We start from the raw sequence: 17,040 nt of genomic DNA, 5'->3' as shown, positions 1-17,040 counted from the left end.
CTCCGGCTCCAAGGCGGTGAAGTCCCGCTCCAGCAGGTTGCGTACGCCCGGCGGCGTCAGCGCCGGCTGGCCGCGTTTGCCACGCCTCTTCGGTCGCGGCCAGCCCTGCAAGCCATCGGCCGCCATCAGGCGTGCCACCCGGTTCAGGCTGACTGTCTCGCCTTGATCGACAAGGTCTTCGTGCATGCGACCCGCGCCCAGCGTGCCCCGACTGTCCTCGTGCAGTTCGCGGATCCGGCCCCGCAAGCGTTGATTGTCGAGCTGTCGGGCGCTGGGCAAGCGCTTGCTCCAGTCGTAATACCCGCTGGCCGACACCCGCAGGCAACGGCACATCAGTCGAACCGGAAACTCATCGCGGCAACGTTCGATCACCTGATACCTCAGGATGATCCCTTGGCAAAGAACGTCGCCGCTTCTCGCAAAAAATCGCGTTCCTTCTTCACCCGGGCCAGCTCGCGCTTCAGCCGGGCCAGTTCCTCGTCCCGAGGCGTCCCGGCACCCCCGAAGGCAGCCACGCCCTGACCCTGGGCCTCCCGCTTCCAGCGGGTCAGCAGGGTGTCCCGGATTCCCAGTTCTCGGGCCACCTGCGCGCAGCTCACACCCGGCTGGCTGGCCTGCTCAACCGCACCACGCTTGAACTCGGCACTGAACTTCCTTCGCTTCGACATGAACACTCCTCATGGCCTCGATCGGCCTTATCGTAAGTGTCCGTGAAAACGGGGGTGAACCCCCGTGGGGCAGGATTACCACGTGCCGTGGGGGCCGCGGTACTACTCGGTGCCGTACACGCTGGTCGGTGCCAAGGTGAACATCAAGGCGACCCGGGACACGGTGATGGTCTTCCACCGGGATCGCCGGGTCGCCACGCACCCGCGCGTGGGCGAGCCGGGGTGCAGCACTCTCCGCGAACACCAGCCTGCCGCCCACCAAGCCTATTCGCAGGACACGTCGGCCACGCTAGTCGCGTGGGCGGACCAGCAGGGTGGCGCGATCCACCGATTCGTGCAGCACCACATCGACCGGCACCGGCGTCCGGCCCTGTCGCTGCAGGCCTGCCGGGGCCTGCAGCGGCTCGGGCGCGAGTACGGCCCGGAACGCCTGCAGGCGGCGTGTGAGCGCGCACTGCGCGCCCACGCCGCCAGCGTCAGCTCAGTGCGGTCGATCCTTAAACGCGGTCTGGACACCGCCCCAACCGTATCGCCCGAAGCCGCAAACGATGACCCCTTGCCTGCGCACGAGAACGTGCGCGGCGCCCACTACTACATCTGATTCCGAAGGAGAACGATCATGACCCTGCAGAACACCATGGATCAGCTGCGCGATTTGCGCCTGACCGGCATGCTGGAAGGGCTGGAACACCAGCTCAGCCAGCCTACCTACAGCGGGCTGGCCTTCGAGCAGCGGCTCGGCCACCTCGTGGACGCCGAGAACAGCCATCGCGACACCCAGCGTCTCAAACGCCTGCTGAAGAACGCCCGGCTGAAGGTCAACGCCGAACCCGAAGCCATCGACTATCGCCCAGGTCGTGGGCTGGACCGCGCGGTGATGGCCGATCTGTTGACCTGCGGTTGGGTCGAACGACGGCAAAATGTGCTGCTCACTGGCCTGACTGGTACGGGCAAGACCTGGCTGGCATGTGCCCTCGGTGTCCAGGCCGCGCGCAAGGGGCATACCGTTGCGTACAAGCGGGTCGGGCGCATGCTGGAGGAGCTGGATGTTGCCCATGCCGACGGTTCGCTGGCGAAGCTGCGAAATCAACTGGCCAAGGTTGAGCTGCTGATCCTGGATGACTTCGGCCTGACCCAACTCGGTAATCGTGGACGGGCCGATCTGCTGGAAGTGCTGGACGATCGCGTGGGCAGCGGTGCCACCATCGTCGCCGGCCAGATGCCGATCAAGGACTGGCATTCCTTCATCAACGATCCGGCCTTGGCCGATGCCATCCTCGACCGCCTGATCCACAGCAGCCACAAGCTCGCACTCAAGGGCGAATCGATGCGTAAGCGGAAGAGCAGCGCTCAGTCCTCTCTCGATACGGAGTGAATATTGAACCGGTGAGGGGCTGGCGGCGGTGTCCAGCTCATTTGGTGCCGCTGTCCAGTTCCTTTGGCGGAGGTGACCAGTCTACTTGGCGGCAGTGTCCAAATCAGTTGGCGTTGGGTGTCCAGTTGGTTGGCGTTTGGCAACCTAAGGAACAAAGGTCGATTCAGTACTTCACATCGAGGCATGATCACTCGTACCTTCTCGACCGGATCACAGTACTGAACTGCAAGTTTGTTGGACCAATCCTTTCCGCGCCCCACCGGTTGATACGAGGTGCTGTCGCCTTGAGCTCAGGCCCGCTTACGAAGCTCAGAGATCGATCGTGCGGGGACGACGTGCCGGCGCGCTTTACGACGCGCTCGACCAAGCCGTGCCGCACTGCTCTGCGCTCGTGCGCGATCCGCTAAGCTCGCGGCTTGGCCGGCACTGAACGCTTTGAGTCAGGAGGAGCGTGCTCGCTAGAAGAGGTAGGTTCCTAAAGCCCTTCGATCAAAGTAGATGTTGGCTTGTAGCCTCGCTCGTAACGAGCCGACTCAGCCTTGATCCATGCCCACTGTTCTGGAGTGAACTCTGGTATCTCCTCCGTCAACCCGACCTGCGGGGGGTCAACTGACGTGCCCGACGAGACTGATCCATCTAAGTTGTTCGTGTGCTTCTCAGCCATTTCGCCTCCCAAGCTTTTACGGGATCAGATTACCAATCCCCACTTCCCGACGGTACGGTTATGAGTACCAGCCAAGGTGTTTAAGTTCGTGAGCAGGCCAGGCAGGGCCCGCCGTCCACTTTGGCCGCACACTAAATGGCCCTTTCCCATGCACCGTTCAGCGCGATCATTCTAGGACCTGCCCTAGGCTTCATGCAGAACGAAATACTATTGAAACGCGCCGCTAATAATTGCACCGAGTAGGCGACGAACGCGGTCCAACCCTTCCTCTGTCTGCAGAAGAGTTGAGGGACAGACGCCTCCCAATGCCGGCTGCGGCCGCAAGATCCACTCTTCAACCCACGCGTCGACGTCGTAATCGACTGAAGGTCCTCCCTGCGCGGCGATGGCGTCCCGGAGCATCCTCTTTGCGTCGGCTAGATCTGAACCCAGGGGCTTCGCATGCCTCACGTCGGCGTCTCCTGTTTATCTCTAGGCTGCATTCAGGACCGTGCGAACGGTGCACGAATGACTCTACGCCTAGACAAGTCGCATGTGGTGCTCGTGCTGGTACTTCGCCTCGTGGACTCAGTGACACCCACTTTGATTGTTTGGCGACGGGAGATTCGGGGTTTATGCCCTTGATTTGAAACACTTTGCGCTCGTTATGGCTGTTCACCCAATCAATGTCCTGCCATTTCTGAGCGTTCGGCGTAGCAACTATGCTTGGCTCCCGGTTCGGCCTATGGTTGTCTGATCACGAATCTACGTGACAGCTGCGCTTGGCACGGCCTCGAACTCATTCCACAACCGCTCGAACTGCGCGGTGAAAACGCCGACCAGGTAGGGGTCGGCGCTGACAACAAGGTTCTCGAAGTTGCTGGTGCTAGCCGTGCGGGTCCAGTTGAAACTGCCGTTGGCGATGGTGCCGCCTTCAAACACCGCGAACTTGTGGTGCATGTGGCAAATCGACCGATCCAGGCGCAGCGGGATGCCGGCGGCAGCAAGTCGGGCGATGTCCGAGCCGTCGTCGAAGCGCTTGTCGTTGTCGCTGATGATGCGCACGCGCACTCCGCGCGCGTGGGCGCCCAGCAGCGCTTCGGTCAGCCGATCGTCGGCGATGGTGAACACGCACACGTCGATGCTGGCTTTGGCCTGCCGGCACAGTTCGCGCAGTTTCCGCAGGCAGGCGTCGCCCGGGGAAAAGCACGCGGTCGATGCCGCCACCGCACCGGCGGAGGTTGCGTCCAGGGTCTTCACGACCTGCTCCAACCAGCGCAGCATGCCCAGTGCCGCAGCCGGCTCGGCTGTGATCGCTTCCCGCGTGATGGCGAAGGCCCGGTTACGCATGAACCGGACCTGTTCGGCGGTGGACTGTCCGCCAAGGTTGCGCAGCTCGAAGCGCTCGTCGTTGTCGAGTGCACCGTCGAGGGCGAACTCGCGCAGCGCCTGGTCGAGGGCGGAGAAGTCCATCAGCCCAGCGTCGGCGCGGCCAGGCGCTTCTGCACGTCGTCGCGCATCCGGCTCAGGTCCTGCTCGGCCTGCCGGCGCTTCTCGATACCCTCGCGATGGATCTGGCGCACGTCCTCGACAGTCTGGATCAGCTTCTCGTGCACGTGCTGCAACGTCTCGACGTCAACCACGCCTCGCTGGTTGGCCTTGGCCGTGGCCACCGAGTTCTCGTGCAACATGTCGGCATTGCGGCGCATCAACTCATTGGTCGCGTCATCGATGGCGTTGGCCAGCTCGACGGCGCTCTTCTGCTCATTGAGTGAGAGTTGAATGGCGAAGCTGCGTTTCCACGCAGGGATCGTAATGTCGCGGACCGTTGCAAACTTCTCGATCAGCTGCATCGCGTTGGCCTGGATCATGCGGATCATCGGCAGCGACTGGTCGGCCGCGTGCTGCAGTAGCAGCAGGTCGCCCACGCGCTTGTCGAGCAGACGCACAGCGCCGTCGATCTCCTGCCGGCGTGCCCGGGCCTCGGGATCGTCACGTCCTTCCAGTGCCGAACGTTCAACCTCCAGCTCGGCCAACCGCAGCTTGCCAGCCGCGACATGCAGACCCAGCTCATGGCGCTCGACCACCACGATGCCGTGCATTCGATCGAAATCGCGCACACGCCTGCCCAAGTCTTCCTGCTGCCGCGAAACGTCGCGCATCAGGTGTTCGATCTGCTGGTTGGTCGTGCTGAATTTCTGCACCAGTTCGCCCTTGGAGCCGCGCACCCGGTCGATCAACGGACCGATCACGGGCAGCTTGGAGCGCCCACCGAACTTCTGCAGGTTGAGGTTGCGCGCAATGCGCACCACCTCGCCCAGCTTGTCGCCGGTAGCATCCAGATCGCGGTTGCGGACCTGGTCCAGCAGCTCACTGGAGAATTGCGTGGTCTTGGTGGCTGCGTCGCGGCCGTAACCCTGCACGTTCGCGGGCGAGAGATCGACCAACGTGGCACGGATCTCTCCCACGCGGTCGAGATCGGTCGCGGCAAGGCCGAGCTGCAGCAGCGTGGCCTCGTCGAGCGTGGGCACGGACAGCGGGTTGGCGACGTCGGTGGTGGACTCGGTCATGGCAAAGGCTCCCTTTCGGCCGGTGGTGCGGAGTTGACGGTGGGTGAGTCGGGTGTGGCGGTGCCTAACGTCTCCAACAGCCGCCGCAGGCTATGCCGCAGGTCCGCGGCGCGACTGGCGTCCTGGTCACGCAGGCGACGCCCGACTTCGGCCGCGGTGGCCTGCTGGCGCCATAGCGGTACCAGAAAATCACGCACTTGGCCGTGCCGCTCCAGCAACTGGCGCGCGTTGCCAATGGCCAGATGCAGTTGCGCCGCGGAGACGCGCCACGAATCGACAATCGCCGCGAGGTAGGCCAGCCGGCGACGTCCAGACTCGCCCCCCAAGTAAGCTTCTGCGGCGGCCATTGCCTGCCGGCCATCAACGAGTGCCTGCAGTCGCCGGGTGCTCGATTCCAGCTGCGCGACGGTCGCCTGCAGCCCGACCAAATGGCATTCAAGCTGTGTGGCTTGCGTGGCGGCATGGGCCAAATGGACGCGCACGCGCGCCTCGGTGGGATCTGGATGCGCCCGCGCCACCAGGTCGCGACCCAGAAGACGGCCGATCACCCCGACCCGCCGCGCGGCGCGCGTCGCATCCGCCCCGTCGAGGGCATCGAGGATCCCGCCCAGCGATTGCAGCAGGGCCGCCGTCGGTAGGTCGCCGAGTTGCGCAGCGATGCGGTCCATGCTCACCTGCGCGAGCACGTCACGGCCAAGGACATCGGAGGCCCCTGCCTCGTGGTCCTCCGCGGGCGGCACGCCGCTCATGACGTCGGCTCGCCTCCCATTTGGGCCAACGCCTGGTCCAGCGGCGCTTCCACCGGGGTGGGTCGGTGCGGGCCACGAGACCGGCCAGTGCCGGGCTCGACCTCGACAGGGTTGGCCGGCACGCTAGCGCGGATCGCATCGGCAAGCTGCCTCAGCGCCGAACCAACCTCAGCCTGCGCGCGCTGACTGGAGCGGACGGTTTCAAGCAGCAAGGCCAGTTCGGGCGCGGGCATGGAGTTCGTTCCCGGGGGCGCTACCTCGGCGGGCGTGGCCACGACCGCGCGCTGCTCGACCACCCGTTGCAGCAGGCGCAGGATGTCCTCCCATGGCGCAGGCGGCGCGGCGGTCGTCGGTTCGGCCCGTGCTCCATCACCGATGGCTTGGAGGCCCCCGGCGATGTCCGCCAATTGCGCCACCAAGCGCCCGCCCACGTCGGCGTCATCGGCCCCCATGGCCTTGTTGCGCAGGAAATCGCGCTTGATCTGCTCCCACCGCGCCTGCTCGTCGACATTGAGCACGCCCCGCAGCTCCTTGAGCTTGAGCAGGTTCTCCTCGGCGCCCGTGGTCAACAGCTGTGCCTCACCCAGGTAATGATCGGCCACCAGCTGTTGCAGCTCGGCCTCGTTCATCACCGCCGAGATCTTCTCCACCAGCTTGTTCATGTTGCGGTAGCTGCCCTGCAGTTTGAACGGCGGCTCGGTGCGGTACTTGTCCGCTTGGGCGGCACTGGTGATGTACTGCTGGTTGACCCGGTAGACCACATCGCGGACCTTGATGATCCGCTCCAGCGTAGCCACGATCTCGTTGACCTCCGCCGCGCTGTAGGCGTGCGCAAGCTCGTTGGTGGAAACGTCCCGCCCCATCGCCTTGTCGACGAACACGTACAGATCCTTGAGGTCACGGGTGGCCAGTGGCGCGAGCACCGGGCTGGAAGTCAGGCTGTTCTCGATATAGCTCAGCATGAAGGCTTCCTCCATGCCGCCCAGCACGTCGCCAAGGTTGTAGATGTCGGCACGGTTGGCGAGCATGTCCGGAATCTTGAATACCTCGCCGGACTCGGTGTACGGGTTTCCGGCCATCACCACGCAGAACTTCTTGCCGCGCATGTCATAGGTGCGGGTGCGTCCTTTCCACACGCCCTCGATACGTCGCGTACCGTCGCACAACGAGATGAACTTCTGCAGGAACTCGGGGTGGGTGTGCTGGATGTCGTCAACATACAGCATCACGTTGTTGCCCATTTCCAACGCAAGGTTGAGCTTTTCCAGTTCCTGTTTCGAGGTCGCATCGGGAGCCTGCTCGGGGTCGAGCGAACGCACCTCGTGGCCGAGGGCCGGGCCATTGATCTTCATGAAGATCAAGCCCAGACGGTTGGCCACGTACTCCATCAGCGTGGTCTTACCGTAGCCCGGTGGAGAAATCATCATCAGCAGACCCATCAGGTCGCTGCGCTTGTTCTCACCCACCGTGCCCATCTGCTTTGCGAGATTGTCGCCGATGATCGGCAAGTAGATCTCGCTGATCAGCCGGTTGCGCACGAACGACGACAACGGCCGGGCTTGGAACTCCGTCAGGCGCAAGACCTCACGTTCACGCGTGGCGATGTCCTGGCGCACGGCGTGGTAATGGCGCACGCCCGGCAAGAACTGCTCGCGATGCGCATGCAGGCGGGCAAGCAGGTCGTCCGCGGCTAGGGTCAGGCGGCCATCGCGGATGCGGGGATGCTCACCCAGCAGCCCGCTGATCGTGGTGATCAGCGGCACGGCGCTGTCACGGAACTCCAATGTGTCACGGGTCACGATCCAAGCCGCGGCCTCGGGGATGTAACCTGCCAGGGGTGCCATCGCCGGGTCGCGGCAAAGCGCTTCCAGCCAGTGGACCACGTGTTGCCAGCGCGCCCCGGGGCGAGCTGCCAACTGCACCAGCGTGCGCAGGAACGGGGTTTCGAGGTCGACCTCGCGCATGCGGTGGGCCAGACCCTCCGCCAACTCGCGCGCGTAGCGGGAGAGAGCGAAACCGTCGTTCGGGGCGGTGAGCTCGTCGGCCAGGTAGGACGCGGCCGCCTGGGCTGCCGACGCATCGAACGCCAAGCCACTGGCATCGACGAACTCGATCAGGCGCCCGGCCATCTCGGACAGCGCCACATCGAGGGAGCTGCTGGCCCCGAACAGCGCCTGCATCGCCTTGGCGCTGGTCAGGCGTCCTGCCCACTCGGCAACGTCCGGCGCCTGCCGATGCACGGCCATGAACAATGCCGCCAAGGCACGCGGCGCAGGCGGGTGGATCAGGGTGCCGGCCGCGCTGTGCTGGGCGAGGAAAGCTCGCAGGATCAGCGTTGCGTCATGGTCGTGGATGCCGCGCTCGTAGCCTTCGCGGTAGCGTGGCGCTGCGAAGTCGCGGACAGCCTTGGCGAGCGCGTCCGGGTCGGCAGAAAGGCGTTGCAACGCGTCACGATCAAGCCCGTCGGTGCCGGCGTTGGCTGCCGCAAACAGTTCGCCCACCAGGTACTCGGCGCGGTACAACGTGGGTGACTCGGATTCGAGCGACACCTGCCAGTACTCGCGCAATGCGCCCAGCTCGGGGTTGTCGATCGGCGCCATGAAATCGGTGCCGGTCAGGTGCAACGCCAGGTGATCTCCGCGCGGCAGGATGGTCAAGTCCAGCGGCTGTGTATTCACACTGAAGCGATGGCGTCCCAGCTTGATGACGTTGCCCCCGCCCTCGAACAGGTCGGCGCGGTCGCGTAGTACGCGGATCGCTTGGTCGCGCGCACCCTTCAAGCGCGCCTCAACATCGTCGGCTTTCACTGAGTCCTTGAGTTCGCGAAGGCGGGTCGCCAACTCGCGCAGCTTGAGAATCAGCGCATCGCCGGCGAAGAAGGCGTTGAGTTCGTCGGGCGTCGAGAACTTCTCGGCGCGCTTGTTCAGGCCCGACAGGATGCGGTTGGCCGCGTCCAGCACCGACTGCGCCTTGCGCTGGCGGTCGTCCAGAAGCGCCTGCTTGTGCGATTCAAACGTGTCGAGCAGTTCCTCACGCTTGGTGAGGATGTCGCCGAGGAACTGCTCATGTTCGCCAAACTGACTTTCCAGTTCCTCCAACTGGACCATCAGGCGCGACAGTTGCTCGTCGGCCCTCTCGGGGTCCGTCGCCAGGCCGAGCGCGCTGGTGATGGACTGTCCGAAGAGGGTGAACTGGGCACCAAATTGGGCGACGGCTTCGGCTGACCCGAGGCTTTTTCGGCGCAGCTCGGCGCGCGCACGGGCTTGGTTGAGACGGCCGTAAAGTCCGGAGATCGCCTCCACCACCCGAGTGCGCTGTACCGCGTCGTCCACCTTCAAGGTGGCCATCAGTTCCGACAACATGTCCAGGTCGGTGGCCATTCCCTGCAGTGCCTCCAACGCTTTGGCCAGCACTTTGGCGGTTTCGGCTTCCTGCGCCTGCGAATCGAAGGTGGCTAGCCGCTCCGCCAGCGGGACCAGCGCCTTCTCGCCAGCCAGGAACTCGCCCGTCGCCGCGCCGATGCGCTCGTGCTGGCCCAGCAGCTCCGCTCCCATCGCGTCGATCGCCATGACGTCGACGTAGCGGTAGTCGCGGATGGTCAGCAGGCGACCGCGTAGGCGGGTGATCGCGTTGAGTGCTTCGACGAACTCCTGTACCTGGCTCCAGCTCTCCGGCAGCAGTCGGCTTAGGAGCGCGGTGTGGTCATGCCGCGCCTCGGCCATTGCCTGCTCGGACTGGCGGCGGATGCCCTCGACCTTCTCGAATTCGTCCAGCACGGCTTCGCCGGTGGCGGCAATCTCGCGCAGCAGAGTCGCCGCGCCGCCGCAGTGGGCGTCGTCGATCCAATGGTGCGCGTCGAACAACCGGCGCGTGTTCTGGGTCAGTAGCTGGTACCGCTGCACCGATACCTCGGGACTTTCGATCTCGCGGCTTAGGTTGAGCAGGTTGGACAGCCCACGGACCAGCTCGGCATTGCCCAGGCGCCCCAGGTAGCTGTTGCCCGGCGGGCGGGTTGCTGCGAACTCGTCGGAAACGAACGGCGTCTGCCACACCTGCATCGGGTGGATTCGGGTCGCGCCGTCACCCTCGGCGTGGAAGATCACCATGCGGCCGTCGGCCAGGCGCGCGTAGCCATGGCCGAACACTGGGTTCTGCAGGTGTCGCTGGATCATGTTGTAGACGAACAGCGCCGATCGGCCGGCCTCGCGCTCATAGAAGACGTACAGCACATCCTCGCCATTGGGCGAACGCACGGCGCGCTTGAACTGCATACCATCCATGCCAGCATCGAACGCCTTGTGCTCACCGTTCTGCAGGTAGTAACCGCCGGGGAAGATGATTCCGTGGTCCTCCGGCAACTGCACACAGGCCTGCAGGATTGCGTCGTTGCGCTGCACCTTGCCGGTGAGTGTGTTGTAGATGAACCCACGCCAGGCGGTCTCGCGATACGGCAGCACCTTCAGCAGGATCAGCGACCCGACGCGCGCGTAGTCGAAGGCCGCGTCGTCCAGCGATTGTGTCTTGTCGTCCACCGGTTCGGCGTGAATGCCTTGGCCGGTTTCGGTGTTGTTCTCGACCTTGATGGTCAGGTCGCCCCCGGTGGTCTCCACGAACAACGTGTCGAGCACGTTCAAGTGCGGGTGACGGCCGTTGACCATCAACTCCCGTGTGGCGCGTGTCCACTCGAAGTCGAACGGCGTCGGCATCGTGAGGTCCCGCTCACCGCGGGCGTCAATGTAGGTGGCTTCGCCCTGTGCGGTCAGCGCCCAGCGGAACACCCGCACGTCGCTTATGCGCTCGCCAATCTGGAAGGCCGCCAGTAGCTTGCCATCCCGCACCACCAACTGCAGCAGGCGCGCATCCTTGTAGTAGGCGTACAGCTCGGTGAAGTCACGGACGAACTGTGCGTCAGCCAGGAAGCTTCCGGCATGATTGACGGGCTCGACATCGAACCCGTCCGTGGTTGACGCCAGTCGATAGAGACCGAAAACGTCCTCAATCCGGGTGGTGGTCTTGAGCCCGATGAAGACGTTGTAGCCGAATAGCAACAGCTCGCCGACTTGCACGACGTCGCGCCCAATGCAGTTGTTCTCGGTGCGAATGCGCAGGCGTCCGATCACCTCCAGCTGGCTGCTGCCGAACTCGTCCAGCCTTTCGCGGTTGAGCGCCTCCGCCGCCGCGCGCAGACGGGCTCCCTGCTCGCCCAGGCGTTTGCTCAGCACCTCGTAGGCGCCCCCTTGTGCGACCGCTTGGTCGACCTGCTGGGCTTCGGACACGGTTTCGGAACGTGGGGCGTCGGGCGCGATAGGCGACATGGCGGAACCTTGCCCGGACTAACGGGCGATGGGTGCGGTTATCGGAAGGACGGGCTGGCGCGACGGGCAACCGTCAGGTGGCGGGAACGGGGGCCGGACCGATCTTCCTTCGCAGTGCGTCCAGCCGCGCTTTCATCGCCGCGTCGATCTCGTGGGGCTGGACGCGCGAGATGATGTTGTTCAGCACGCGGATCTCGTCGGGATCGATGATGCCGTCGCGTTCGGCGATGGCAACGAGGCGATCCAGTTCAGTCGCGTCCAGGCGACCGTCGTTGCCAAAGCAGCTGATGGAGTGGAACGCCATTTCCAGGTGGTCGCGGTTTGCGCTCATGTGCGGGTCCTTGCAGGGTTGTTGCCGGCGACGCTCATCGTCGCCGGCATAGGTTGATGCGCTCGGGAACTACAGCTCAGGCATTCGCTTCGGATACCGCGTTGGCAGGGCGTTCGCCGCCATTGAGCGCAGGCAGTTTTGCCGATACTGCGTCAGCCTTGCCGACGCCAAGGTAGCGACCCAGGAGATCCTGCACGATCGGGCTCTTGCCGACCAAGCCCTCGACTGCCTTGCCCAACGACAACGACTTGGAGAACGCCTCGAACAGCCCGCCGTCGCCGCCGACCAGGTCGATGTTGGCGTTGCGCAATGCCGATGCGATGACTTCGGCGTTTTCCTTGGCGACGTCCTTGCCGGCGGCAATCGAGGCGAGCGCCTGTTCGAGATGCATCTCCAGCGACATGCGGAACTCTTCGTGGGTGCGCGCGTTTTCCGAGAGCGAGTCGATGGCCTCGAACTTCTTGGTCAGGCCCTCGGCCTCTGCGGTGAGCTTTTTCACCGTAACGTTGGCCTCGGCCGAACCCACGGCTTCAACCGATTCGGCGCTCGCCCGACCTTGCTTTGCCGTACCTTCGGCCTCGGCCGCCATACGTTCGGCAAGTACGCGGGCCTCGTTCGTACCCTCCACCAACCTCGCCTGCGCCTTGGCCTCGATCACGCGGGCTTCGGCCACGCCCTGCTTTTCGATGGCAAGCGCTTCAGCTTCGCGGACCTGGACGTCGGCCAGGCCAGGCGCCGCCTGCTCGGCCTTCACGCCTTCGGCCAGCACGCGCTTTGCTTCGGCTTCACGGCTAGCCGCTTCCAGCTTGGCCTGCGCCAGCGTGGTGACCTCCACCGCCTTGTGCTTGGCCGCGGTTTCCGCCGCCTCGGCTTCCTTGACTGCCTGGACCATCGCTTCCTGCGCGGCTGCTTCAGCAGCCAGGATGCGCGACTGCTTCTCGCGCTCGGCCTCGGAGACCACCCGCACTTCCTTGATGCGCTCTTCTTCCATCGCCACCGTCTTGTCGATGGCCACGCGTTCGCGGGTGATATTGGCAACGTCCTTCTTGCCTACTTCGACTACCTTGTCGCGTTCCACCGCCTGCAGTTGAACCTCGCGGTCGGTCGTCACCTTTTCCAGTTCACGTGCCCGGACAACACGCTCTTCCTCGATGGCGACGGCACGCTGACGGTTCTGCTCGGCGACCTCGACCTCGCGCTGCACGTTCTCCTCGCGAATACGGATCTTCTCGTCCGACTCCAGGCGAGCCTGCTCGGCGACCAGACGCTGCTCTTCCTGCACGCGACGGGTTTCCGCCTCTTCGCGAGCGCGAATACTCTCGATCTCGCGCTTCTGACGGGCTTCAGCCTCGGCCTGCTGACGTTCCAACGCCAGCATCGCTTCGCGCGCTTCGGTGTTCTTCTTGGTGATCGCCAGCTTCTCGTTCTGCTCCAGTTCGTTGGTCACCACGTTCTGGGCGGCGGTGATCTCGGTGATCTTCTTGATGCCCTCGGCGTCCATGATGTTGTTCGGATCAAGGTCGCTCTTGCGGGTCTGCTCGAGGTAGTCGATGGCCACGTCTTCCAGCACGTACCCATTCAGGTCGTTGCCGATGATCTTGACGATCTCGTCGCGGAACTCCTGGCGCTTCTCGAACAGGTCGGTGAAGTCGAACTTCTTGCCGACCGTCTTGAGCGCTTCGGAGAACTTTGCGTTGAACAGCTCATCGACGGCCGCCTTGTCGGAGGCCCGCTCCGCACCCACCGCCTTGGCCACCCGTAGCACGTCCTGCTGGGTTTCGTTGACGCGCAAATAGAAAGCGACCGAGATATCGGCGCGCATGTTGTCCCGGCAGATCAGCCCCTCGCGACCACGACGGTCTACCTGCAGGGTGATCAGGCTGATCTGCATTAGCTCGGCCTTGTACAGCACCGGGATGATCAAGCCGCCGGTGAAGCGGACCTTCGGCGTCGAGCTGAGGTCATTGACGATCAGGGCGGTGCCCTGCGGCACCTTCACGTAGAAGGCCTTGAACAGCCCGAAGATACCGAGCATCACGACCAGCAGCACGCCTGCGCCGATCACGAACGGCAGAACCATGGACACACTCATTTCAACCTCTCCTTGGGATACGAACGCTTACAGGCTTTGGAACTGCTGTTCCGAGATGATGCGGTAGGCATGTTGCTCACCGAGGTACTCGATGAGGACGACCCGGTCGCCGCGCCTGAACTTTCCGGGGTCATCATGGCGCACTTGGAGGACCAGCCCGGCTGCGCCGTCGTCGACCGCCGCCATGCCGTAGTCGGTGGCGACGTGGGGCGTGCTGACCACCGCCACGCGCCCCAGCAACGAGGATTCCCGTGGCGGACGCAGCCTCAGCAGGAGACGACTGACCGGCCGTAGTAGCAGCGAGGTGGCCACAAGGCCCGGGACCAGCATCAGTACGCCGATGGCGAGCCCGACCAACACGCGAAATGCATCGGGCAGATGGTTCAACACCAGAAGTTGCACGAAGTACGTGCCCAGCCAGCCGATGAAGGCCAGTACGGTCAACACCAGCATGACCGGCACCCCTGAAAGCCCCAGTTTGGCGAGCATCGCGGCGACGGCGCTGGCATCGCTCGCATCCCCGTCGGTGCCCAGCACGCCGTCCAGCGCGTCGATCTCCAGCAGACCGGTCGCGGCCAACAGCCAATAGGTGGTACAGACCGCTAACAGCACGCTGTAAGGAAGGGTGGGCAGCGTCAACACGGTGGTCAGGAACTCGGTCATGGCGTGTCCTTGCGGCGGGAAATGCGGCGCTTGGGCTTGGTGAGTGGTTCCGCCTGCGCGGCGATCCGATCGAGGACCGTGTCCACCGGAGAGCGCGGTTCCCCGATGCCGGCGGCGCGGAGCTTCTCATCCAGCGGATCCTCTGGCGGGGTGCCTTCGTTTGGAAGGCTTGCGGGTTGCGCCTGCACGGTACCGCGCGCCCTGAGCACGCCCAGTGACTCGAGCGCCGTGGGAATGCCCAGCGTGGCCCCCGCCGAACGCTCAGCAAAGGCGTCCTCGGCCCGGGCAACCGCTGCGGCGGTACGCAACAGGTCCAGCTCGTGCCCCAGCCTGCGCTGCAGGTTCTCGCCTAGCTGCAGCCGTGCCCGCAGCTCCGTGCGGTGACTGGCGTTGCGCGCCAGCAACGCGCGCTCGGCGTCCCGTTCAAACTCCAGGCCTACGATCGCGGCGGCCACCTCACGCGCCAGATCATGCCGCCCGGCCTTCACGGCCGCGAGTGCCTGCGCCTCACGCTCAACGAGCTTCGCGGTGACCGCGTCGTGTCGCTCCTGCGTCGTTATCCACTGGGCGTTAAGCGTGTCGAGCTCGCGCCGCAGAATGCGGACCTCTTCGTTCATCCGTTGCAACTGCTCGTCCAGGACGCGCTGGCTGCTGGCCTCGCGCACTGCGTCGCGGACCGTGCTTCCCAGTTCGGACAATTGGGAACGGACCCGGGCGAGGAAGGGGATACCCGGCTTCACGCGCTCAATCCTGCCTGCATGAGGACCTCATCCTTGAGGAAGCTGCGGTATGCATCGACAGACGCAATGACATTGTCGGCCAGCGTCTGGATCTCGAACAGGATGTTGGTCAGGCTCGATTGCGTGTCCAGCGAGCCGAACAGGATGTAGCAGGGCACGCCGGCCACGGACTCGACCCCCACGTTGCTGAGGGGCACGAATTTGTGCGTGCCCAGCACGTACGCATTGAAGGCGGCCGGGTCACGCACATGGTCCACCGGCCACAGGAGCGCCTGCACCACGATCTGAAGGGCGCCCACGACCAGGAAGACCGGCAGATCGCCGTGATCGCGCATCACCAGGCTCAACGCAGGGTCGGCGCCTTCGATCCTCGCGACATCCACGCTCCCCACCTGGACCAGCGGACTGGCCTCGATTGCGGATTGCAATGCTCCTAGGGTCCAGCCGTCCACGGACGGCCAGGCACCACCCTGAGCCAACGGGTCCGTACCCGCCTCGCCGGGTACCTGCCGAAACCGCTTTTCAATGGTGGCCAGGTCCGCGGCGTAGCCGGGCAGGATCCACACATCCTTTTTTATCAGGCCCGCACGCCGCATCCGCTCGCGGAATTCGCGAACGTAGACTGAGGAGGGCTTTGCAGCTTTCATGTAAGCAAACCTATCTCCTTACATGAAAGATCGCAAGAGGGTCGCCCACAAATCAAGGATGCCCGGCCAAGGCCGGGCTTCCAGGGCATCCGCGGGGGGAACGGATTGCGTTACTCCAACCCTTCGCCACCCGTCGGGCCACCGACCGACGTCTCCAGGTTGGTGCCGAGGTAGCCGGCCACGAGGTCGGTGATGCGGCTGAGCATGTCGTTGTCCGTGCCCCCTGCCGAATACGCTCCGCCCCAGGCGTTGGCGCGCTGGTAGAACTGCGGCTCGGCCACCACCGCGCCGGTCTCCTTGTCGCGCAGGCGCACGCGCATCAGCACCTGCGAGCTGCCGGCGAACGCGCCCGCCCAGATGCGCGCCCCGGTACCGATGAACTTGATCTTCTCGATCACCGGTTCGACCACCATCACCCGCGGCGTCGCGCCCTTGGGGGGCCGCGTGTTCATCGCCAGCACCCAGGCCGACAACCGGTTGCCCAGGTGGGTCTGGATCTTGTCCCGCGCCGCGATGTTGGCGTTGTGCTTGTCGAACGGTGCTGCAATGGTCACCGGGGTCACCTCGACGCGGTCGAAGTTGGCCAGCGGCTCGCTCGGCGCCGGATTGGGCATGACCGACGGCAGGTACTTTTCGGTGGCAGCCGCGGACGGCGACGCCAACCCGGTGGCGAGCATCAGGCAGGTGATCAGGACAGCAGGACTCAAGCGCATGCGGAATCTCCATAAGGGCGGGCGCGGGGGTGGCGCCAGTCTAATGAGCGGCCCCGGCAACGTCATCGGCCGATGGAGACGCCCGCGTTTCAGACCACGGTGAAGTCGATCACCACCGCCCCCGGCTCGCGCTGGCGATAGGCGATGTTCAGGCCGTCGCCGAACTTTTCCTGCAACTGGCCCAGCAGCGGGATCGGGTCGTGGTCGTTGACGAAGCGCATGGTCTCGCCCGGATACAACGCGCCCAGCGCGCCGAAGATGGCCGAGTGGCGGAAGCGTCGGGCCACGCCGCGGGCGTCGAACAGGTGGGCGGTCTCGGGGTTGGGGGTGACGCTGCTGCAGTTGGACATGGCGGAACCGACTCGAGGAGGGGAAGCGCCACGCTACGGCCGCGGCGCCACCGACGCGCTGACCCAGATCAGGCGCACGCGATCGGAGCACCGCCCCCCCTTGGCAGCCGACAGGCGTCAAGTCACCCTCACCTTTGGGACGTGCCACGGCCCGTGCAGTGGCGTGTAGTGGCACGGTCCCCCT

Annotated in this window: 14 protein-coding genes and 1 pseudogene; 2 read left to right on the top strand and 13 right to left on the bottom strand. The window is 64.7% G+C overall.

Annotation, left to right across the window (positions count from 1 at the left end):
* Nucleotides 1-668: pseudogene (locus N800_RS15645) on the bottom strand (IS3 family transposase); the annotation flags it as partial.
* 64 nt (nucleotides 669-732) lie between these two features.
* Here N800_RS15645 and N800_RS10390 point away from each other — a divergent pair.
* Both N800_RS10390 and istB read left to right on the top strand, forming a co-directional pair.
* Nucleotides 733-1,269, top strand: a complete 537-nt coding sequence (locus tag N800_RS10390) for a Mu transposase domain-containing protein (protein ID WP_052108149.1) — start codon at nucleotides 733-735, stop codon at nucleotides 1,267-1,269.
* Nucleotides 1,270-1,287: 18 nt separating this feature from the next.
* On the top strand, nucleotides 1,288-2,043 hold the full coding sequence (istB, locus tag N800_RS10385; RefSeq protein ID WP_036138017.1) for an IS21-like element helper ATPase IstB: 756 nt from the start codon (nucleotides 1,288-1,290) through the stop codon (nucleotides 2,041-2,043).
* A gap of 871 nt (nucleotides 2,044-2,914) precedes the next feature.
* On the opposite strand, the gene N800_RS16535 is transcribed toward istB, so the two are convergent.
* The 12 genes from N800_RS16535 to N800_RS10330 all read right to left on the bottom strand — a co-directional run bounded on the left by N800_RS16535 (nucleotide 2,915) and on the right by N800_RS10330 (nucleotide 16,856).
* Nucleotides 2,915-3,109 carry an MbcA/ParS/Xre antitoxin family protein gene (locus N800_RS16535; RefSeq protein WP_084087489.1) on the bottom strand — a complete coding sequence of 65 codons (195 nt, stop codon included), beginning with the start codon at nucleotides 3,107-3,109 and terminating at the stop codon, nucleotides 2,915-2,917.
* A gap of 342 nt (nucleotides 3,110-3,451) precedes the next feature.
* Nucleotides 3,452-4,159 carry a phospholipase D-like domain-containing protein gene (locus tag N800_RS10380; protein ID WP_036138014.1) on the bottom strand — a complete coding sequence of 236 codons (708 nt, stop codon included), beginning with the start codon at nucleotides 4,157-4,159 and terminating at the stop codon, nucleotides 3,452-3,454.
* The gene (locus tag N800_RS10375) at nucleotides 4,159-5,256 is read right to left on the bottom strand and encodes a toxic anion resistance protein (protein WP_036138012.1); all 1,098 of its coding nucleotides are present in this window, start codon (nucleotides 5,254-5,256) and stop codon (nucleotides 4,159-4,161) included. The genes N800_RS10380 and N800_RS10375 overlap by 1 nt, the downstream gene beginning before the upstream one ends.
* Nucleotides 5,253-6,005, bottom strand: a complete 753-nt coding sequence (locus N800_RS10370) for a hypothetical protein (RefSeq protein ID WP_036138009.1) — start codon at nucleotides 6,003-6,005, stop codon at nucleotides 5,253-5,255. Before N800_RS10370 ends, N800_RS10375 begins: the two co-directional genes overlap by 4 nt.
* Entirely contained in the window at nucleotides 6,002-11,320 is a 5,319-nt protein-coding gene (locus tag N800_RS10365) for a DNA repair ATPase (RefSeq protein ID WP_084087487.1), read from the bottom strand. The genes N800_RS10370 and N800_RS10365 overlap by 4 nt, the downstream gene beginning before the upstream one ends.
* 73 nt (nucleotides 11,321-11,393) lie before the next feature.
* Nucleotides 11,394-11,651: a hypothetical protein gene (locus N800_RS10360; protein WP_036138007.1), complete on the bottom strand. Its 258-nt coding sequence runs from the start codon at nucleotides 11,649-11,651 to the stop codon at nucleotides 11,394-11,396.
* Nucleotides 11,652-11,727: 76 nt separating this feature from the next.
* The gene (locus N800_RS10355; protein ID WP_036138005.1) at nucleotides 11,728-13,743 is read right to left on the bottom strand and encodes a flotillin family protein; all 2,016 of its coding nucleotides are present in this window, start codon (nucleotides 13,741-13,743) and stop codon (nucleotides 11,728-11,730) included.
* 27 nt (nucleotides 13,744-13,770) lie between these two features.
* Nucleotides 13,771-14,406 carry an OB-fold-containig protein gene (locus N800_RS10350; RefSeq protein ID WP_036138001.1) on the bottom strand — a complete coding sequence of 212 codons (636 nt, stop codon included), beginning with the start codon at nucleotides 14,404-14,406 and terminating at the stop codon, nucleotides 13,771-13,773.
* Entirely contained in the window at nucleotides 14,403-15,146 is a 744-nt protein-coding gene (locus N800_RS10345; protein ID WP_036137999.1) for a PspA/IM30 family protein, read from the bottom strand. The genes N800_RS10350 and N800_RS10345 overlap by 4 nt, the downstream gene beginning before the upstream one ends.
* Nucleotides 15,143-15,793: a YjfI family protein gene (locus N800_RS10340; RefSeq protein ID WP_036137996.1), complete on the bottom strand. Its 651-nt coding sequence runs from the start codon at nucleotides 15,791-15,793 to the stop codon at nucleotides 15,143-15,145. The genes N800_RS10345 and N800_RS10340 overlap by 4 nt, the downstream gene beginning before the upstream one ends.
* Before the next feature lie 110 nt (nucleotides 15,794-15,903).
* Nucleotides 15,904-16,506 (bottom strand): hypothetical protein, encoded by a 603-nt coding sequence (locus N800_RS10335; protein WP_052108147.1) that lies wholly within the window; start codon nucleotides 16,504-16,506, stop codon nucleotides 15,904-15,906.
* An 89-nt stretch (nucleotides 16,507-16,595) separates the two neighbouring features.
* Nucleotides 16,596-16,856 (bottom strand): DUF2249 domain-containing protein, encoded by a 261-nt coding sequence (locus N800_RS10330; RefSeq protein ID WP_036137993.1) that lies wholly within the window; start codon nucleotides 16,854-16,856, stop codon nucleotides 16,596-16,598.
* Between the last annotated feature and the right edge of the window lie 184 nt (nucleotides 16,857-17,040).

Source organism: Lysobacter daejeonensis GH1-9 (assembly GCF_000768355.1).
Lineage (GTDB): Bacteria > Pseudomonadota > Gammaproteobacteria > Xanthomonadales > Xanthomonadaceae > Aerolutibacter > Aerolutibacter daejeonensis.
The sequence above is the reverse complement of the archived record's forward strand: the minus strand, read 5'-3'. Positions and strand labels throughout refer to the sequence as shown.

Coding starts and splice junctions, on each gene's coding strand:
- N800_RS10380 (WP_036138014.1), bottom strand. CDS start 4,159: ATGGACTTCTCCGCCCTCGACCAGGCGCTGCGCGAGTTCGCCCTCGAC.
- N800_RS10370 (WP_036138009.1), bottom strand. CDS start 6,005: ATGAGCGGCGTGCCGCCCGCGGAGGACCACGAGGCAGGGGCCTCCGAT.
- N800_RS10365 (WP_084087487.1), bottom strand. CDS start 11,320: ATGTCGCCTATCGCGCCCGACGCCCCACGTTCCGAAACCGTGTCCGAA.
- N800_RS10360 (WP_036138007.1), bottom strand. CDS start 11,651: ATGAGCGCAAACCGCGACCACCTGGAAATGGCGTTCCACTCCATCAGC.
- N800_RS10335 (WP_052108147.1), bottom strand. CDS start 16,506: ATGCGCTTGAGTCCTGCTGTCCTGATCACCTGCCTGATGCTCGCCACC.
- N800_RS10350 (WP_036138001.1), bottom strand. CDS start 14,406: ATGACCGAGTTCCTGACCACCGTGTTGACGCTGCCCACCCTTCCTTAC.
- N800_RS16535 (WP_084087489.1), bottom strand. CDS start 3,109: ATGCTCCGGGACGCCATCGCCGCGCAGGGAGGACCTTCAGTCGATTAC.
- N800_RS10355 (WP_036138005.1), bottom strand. CDS start 13,743: ATGAGTGTGTCCATGGTTCTGCCGTTCGTGATCGGCGCAGGCGTGCTG.
- N800_RS10375 (WP_036138012.1), bottom strand. CDS start 5,256: ATGACCGAGTCCACCACCGACGTCGCCAACCCGCTGTCCGTGCCCACG.
- N800_RS10340 (WP_036137996.1), bottom strand. CDS start 15,793: ATGAAAGCTGCAAAGCCCTCCTCAGTCTACGTTCGCGAATTCCGCGAG.
- istB (WP_036138017.1), top strand. CDS start 1,288: ATGACCCTGCAGAACACCATGGATCAGCTGCGCGATTTGCGCCTGACC.
- N800_RS10330 (WP_036137993.1), bottom strand. CDS start 16,856: ATGTCCAACTGCAGCAGCGTCACCCCCAACCCCGAGACCGCCCACCTG.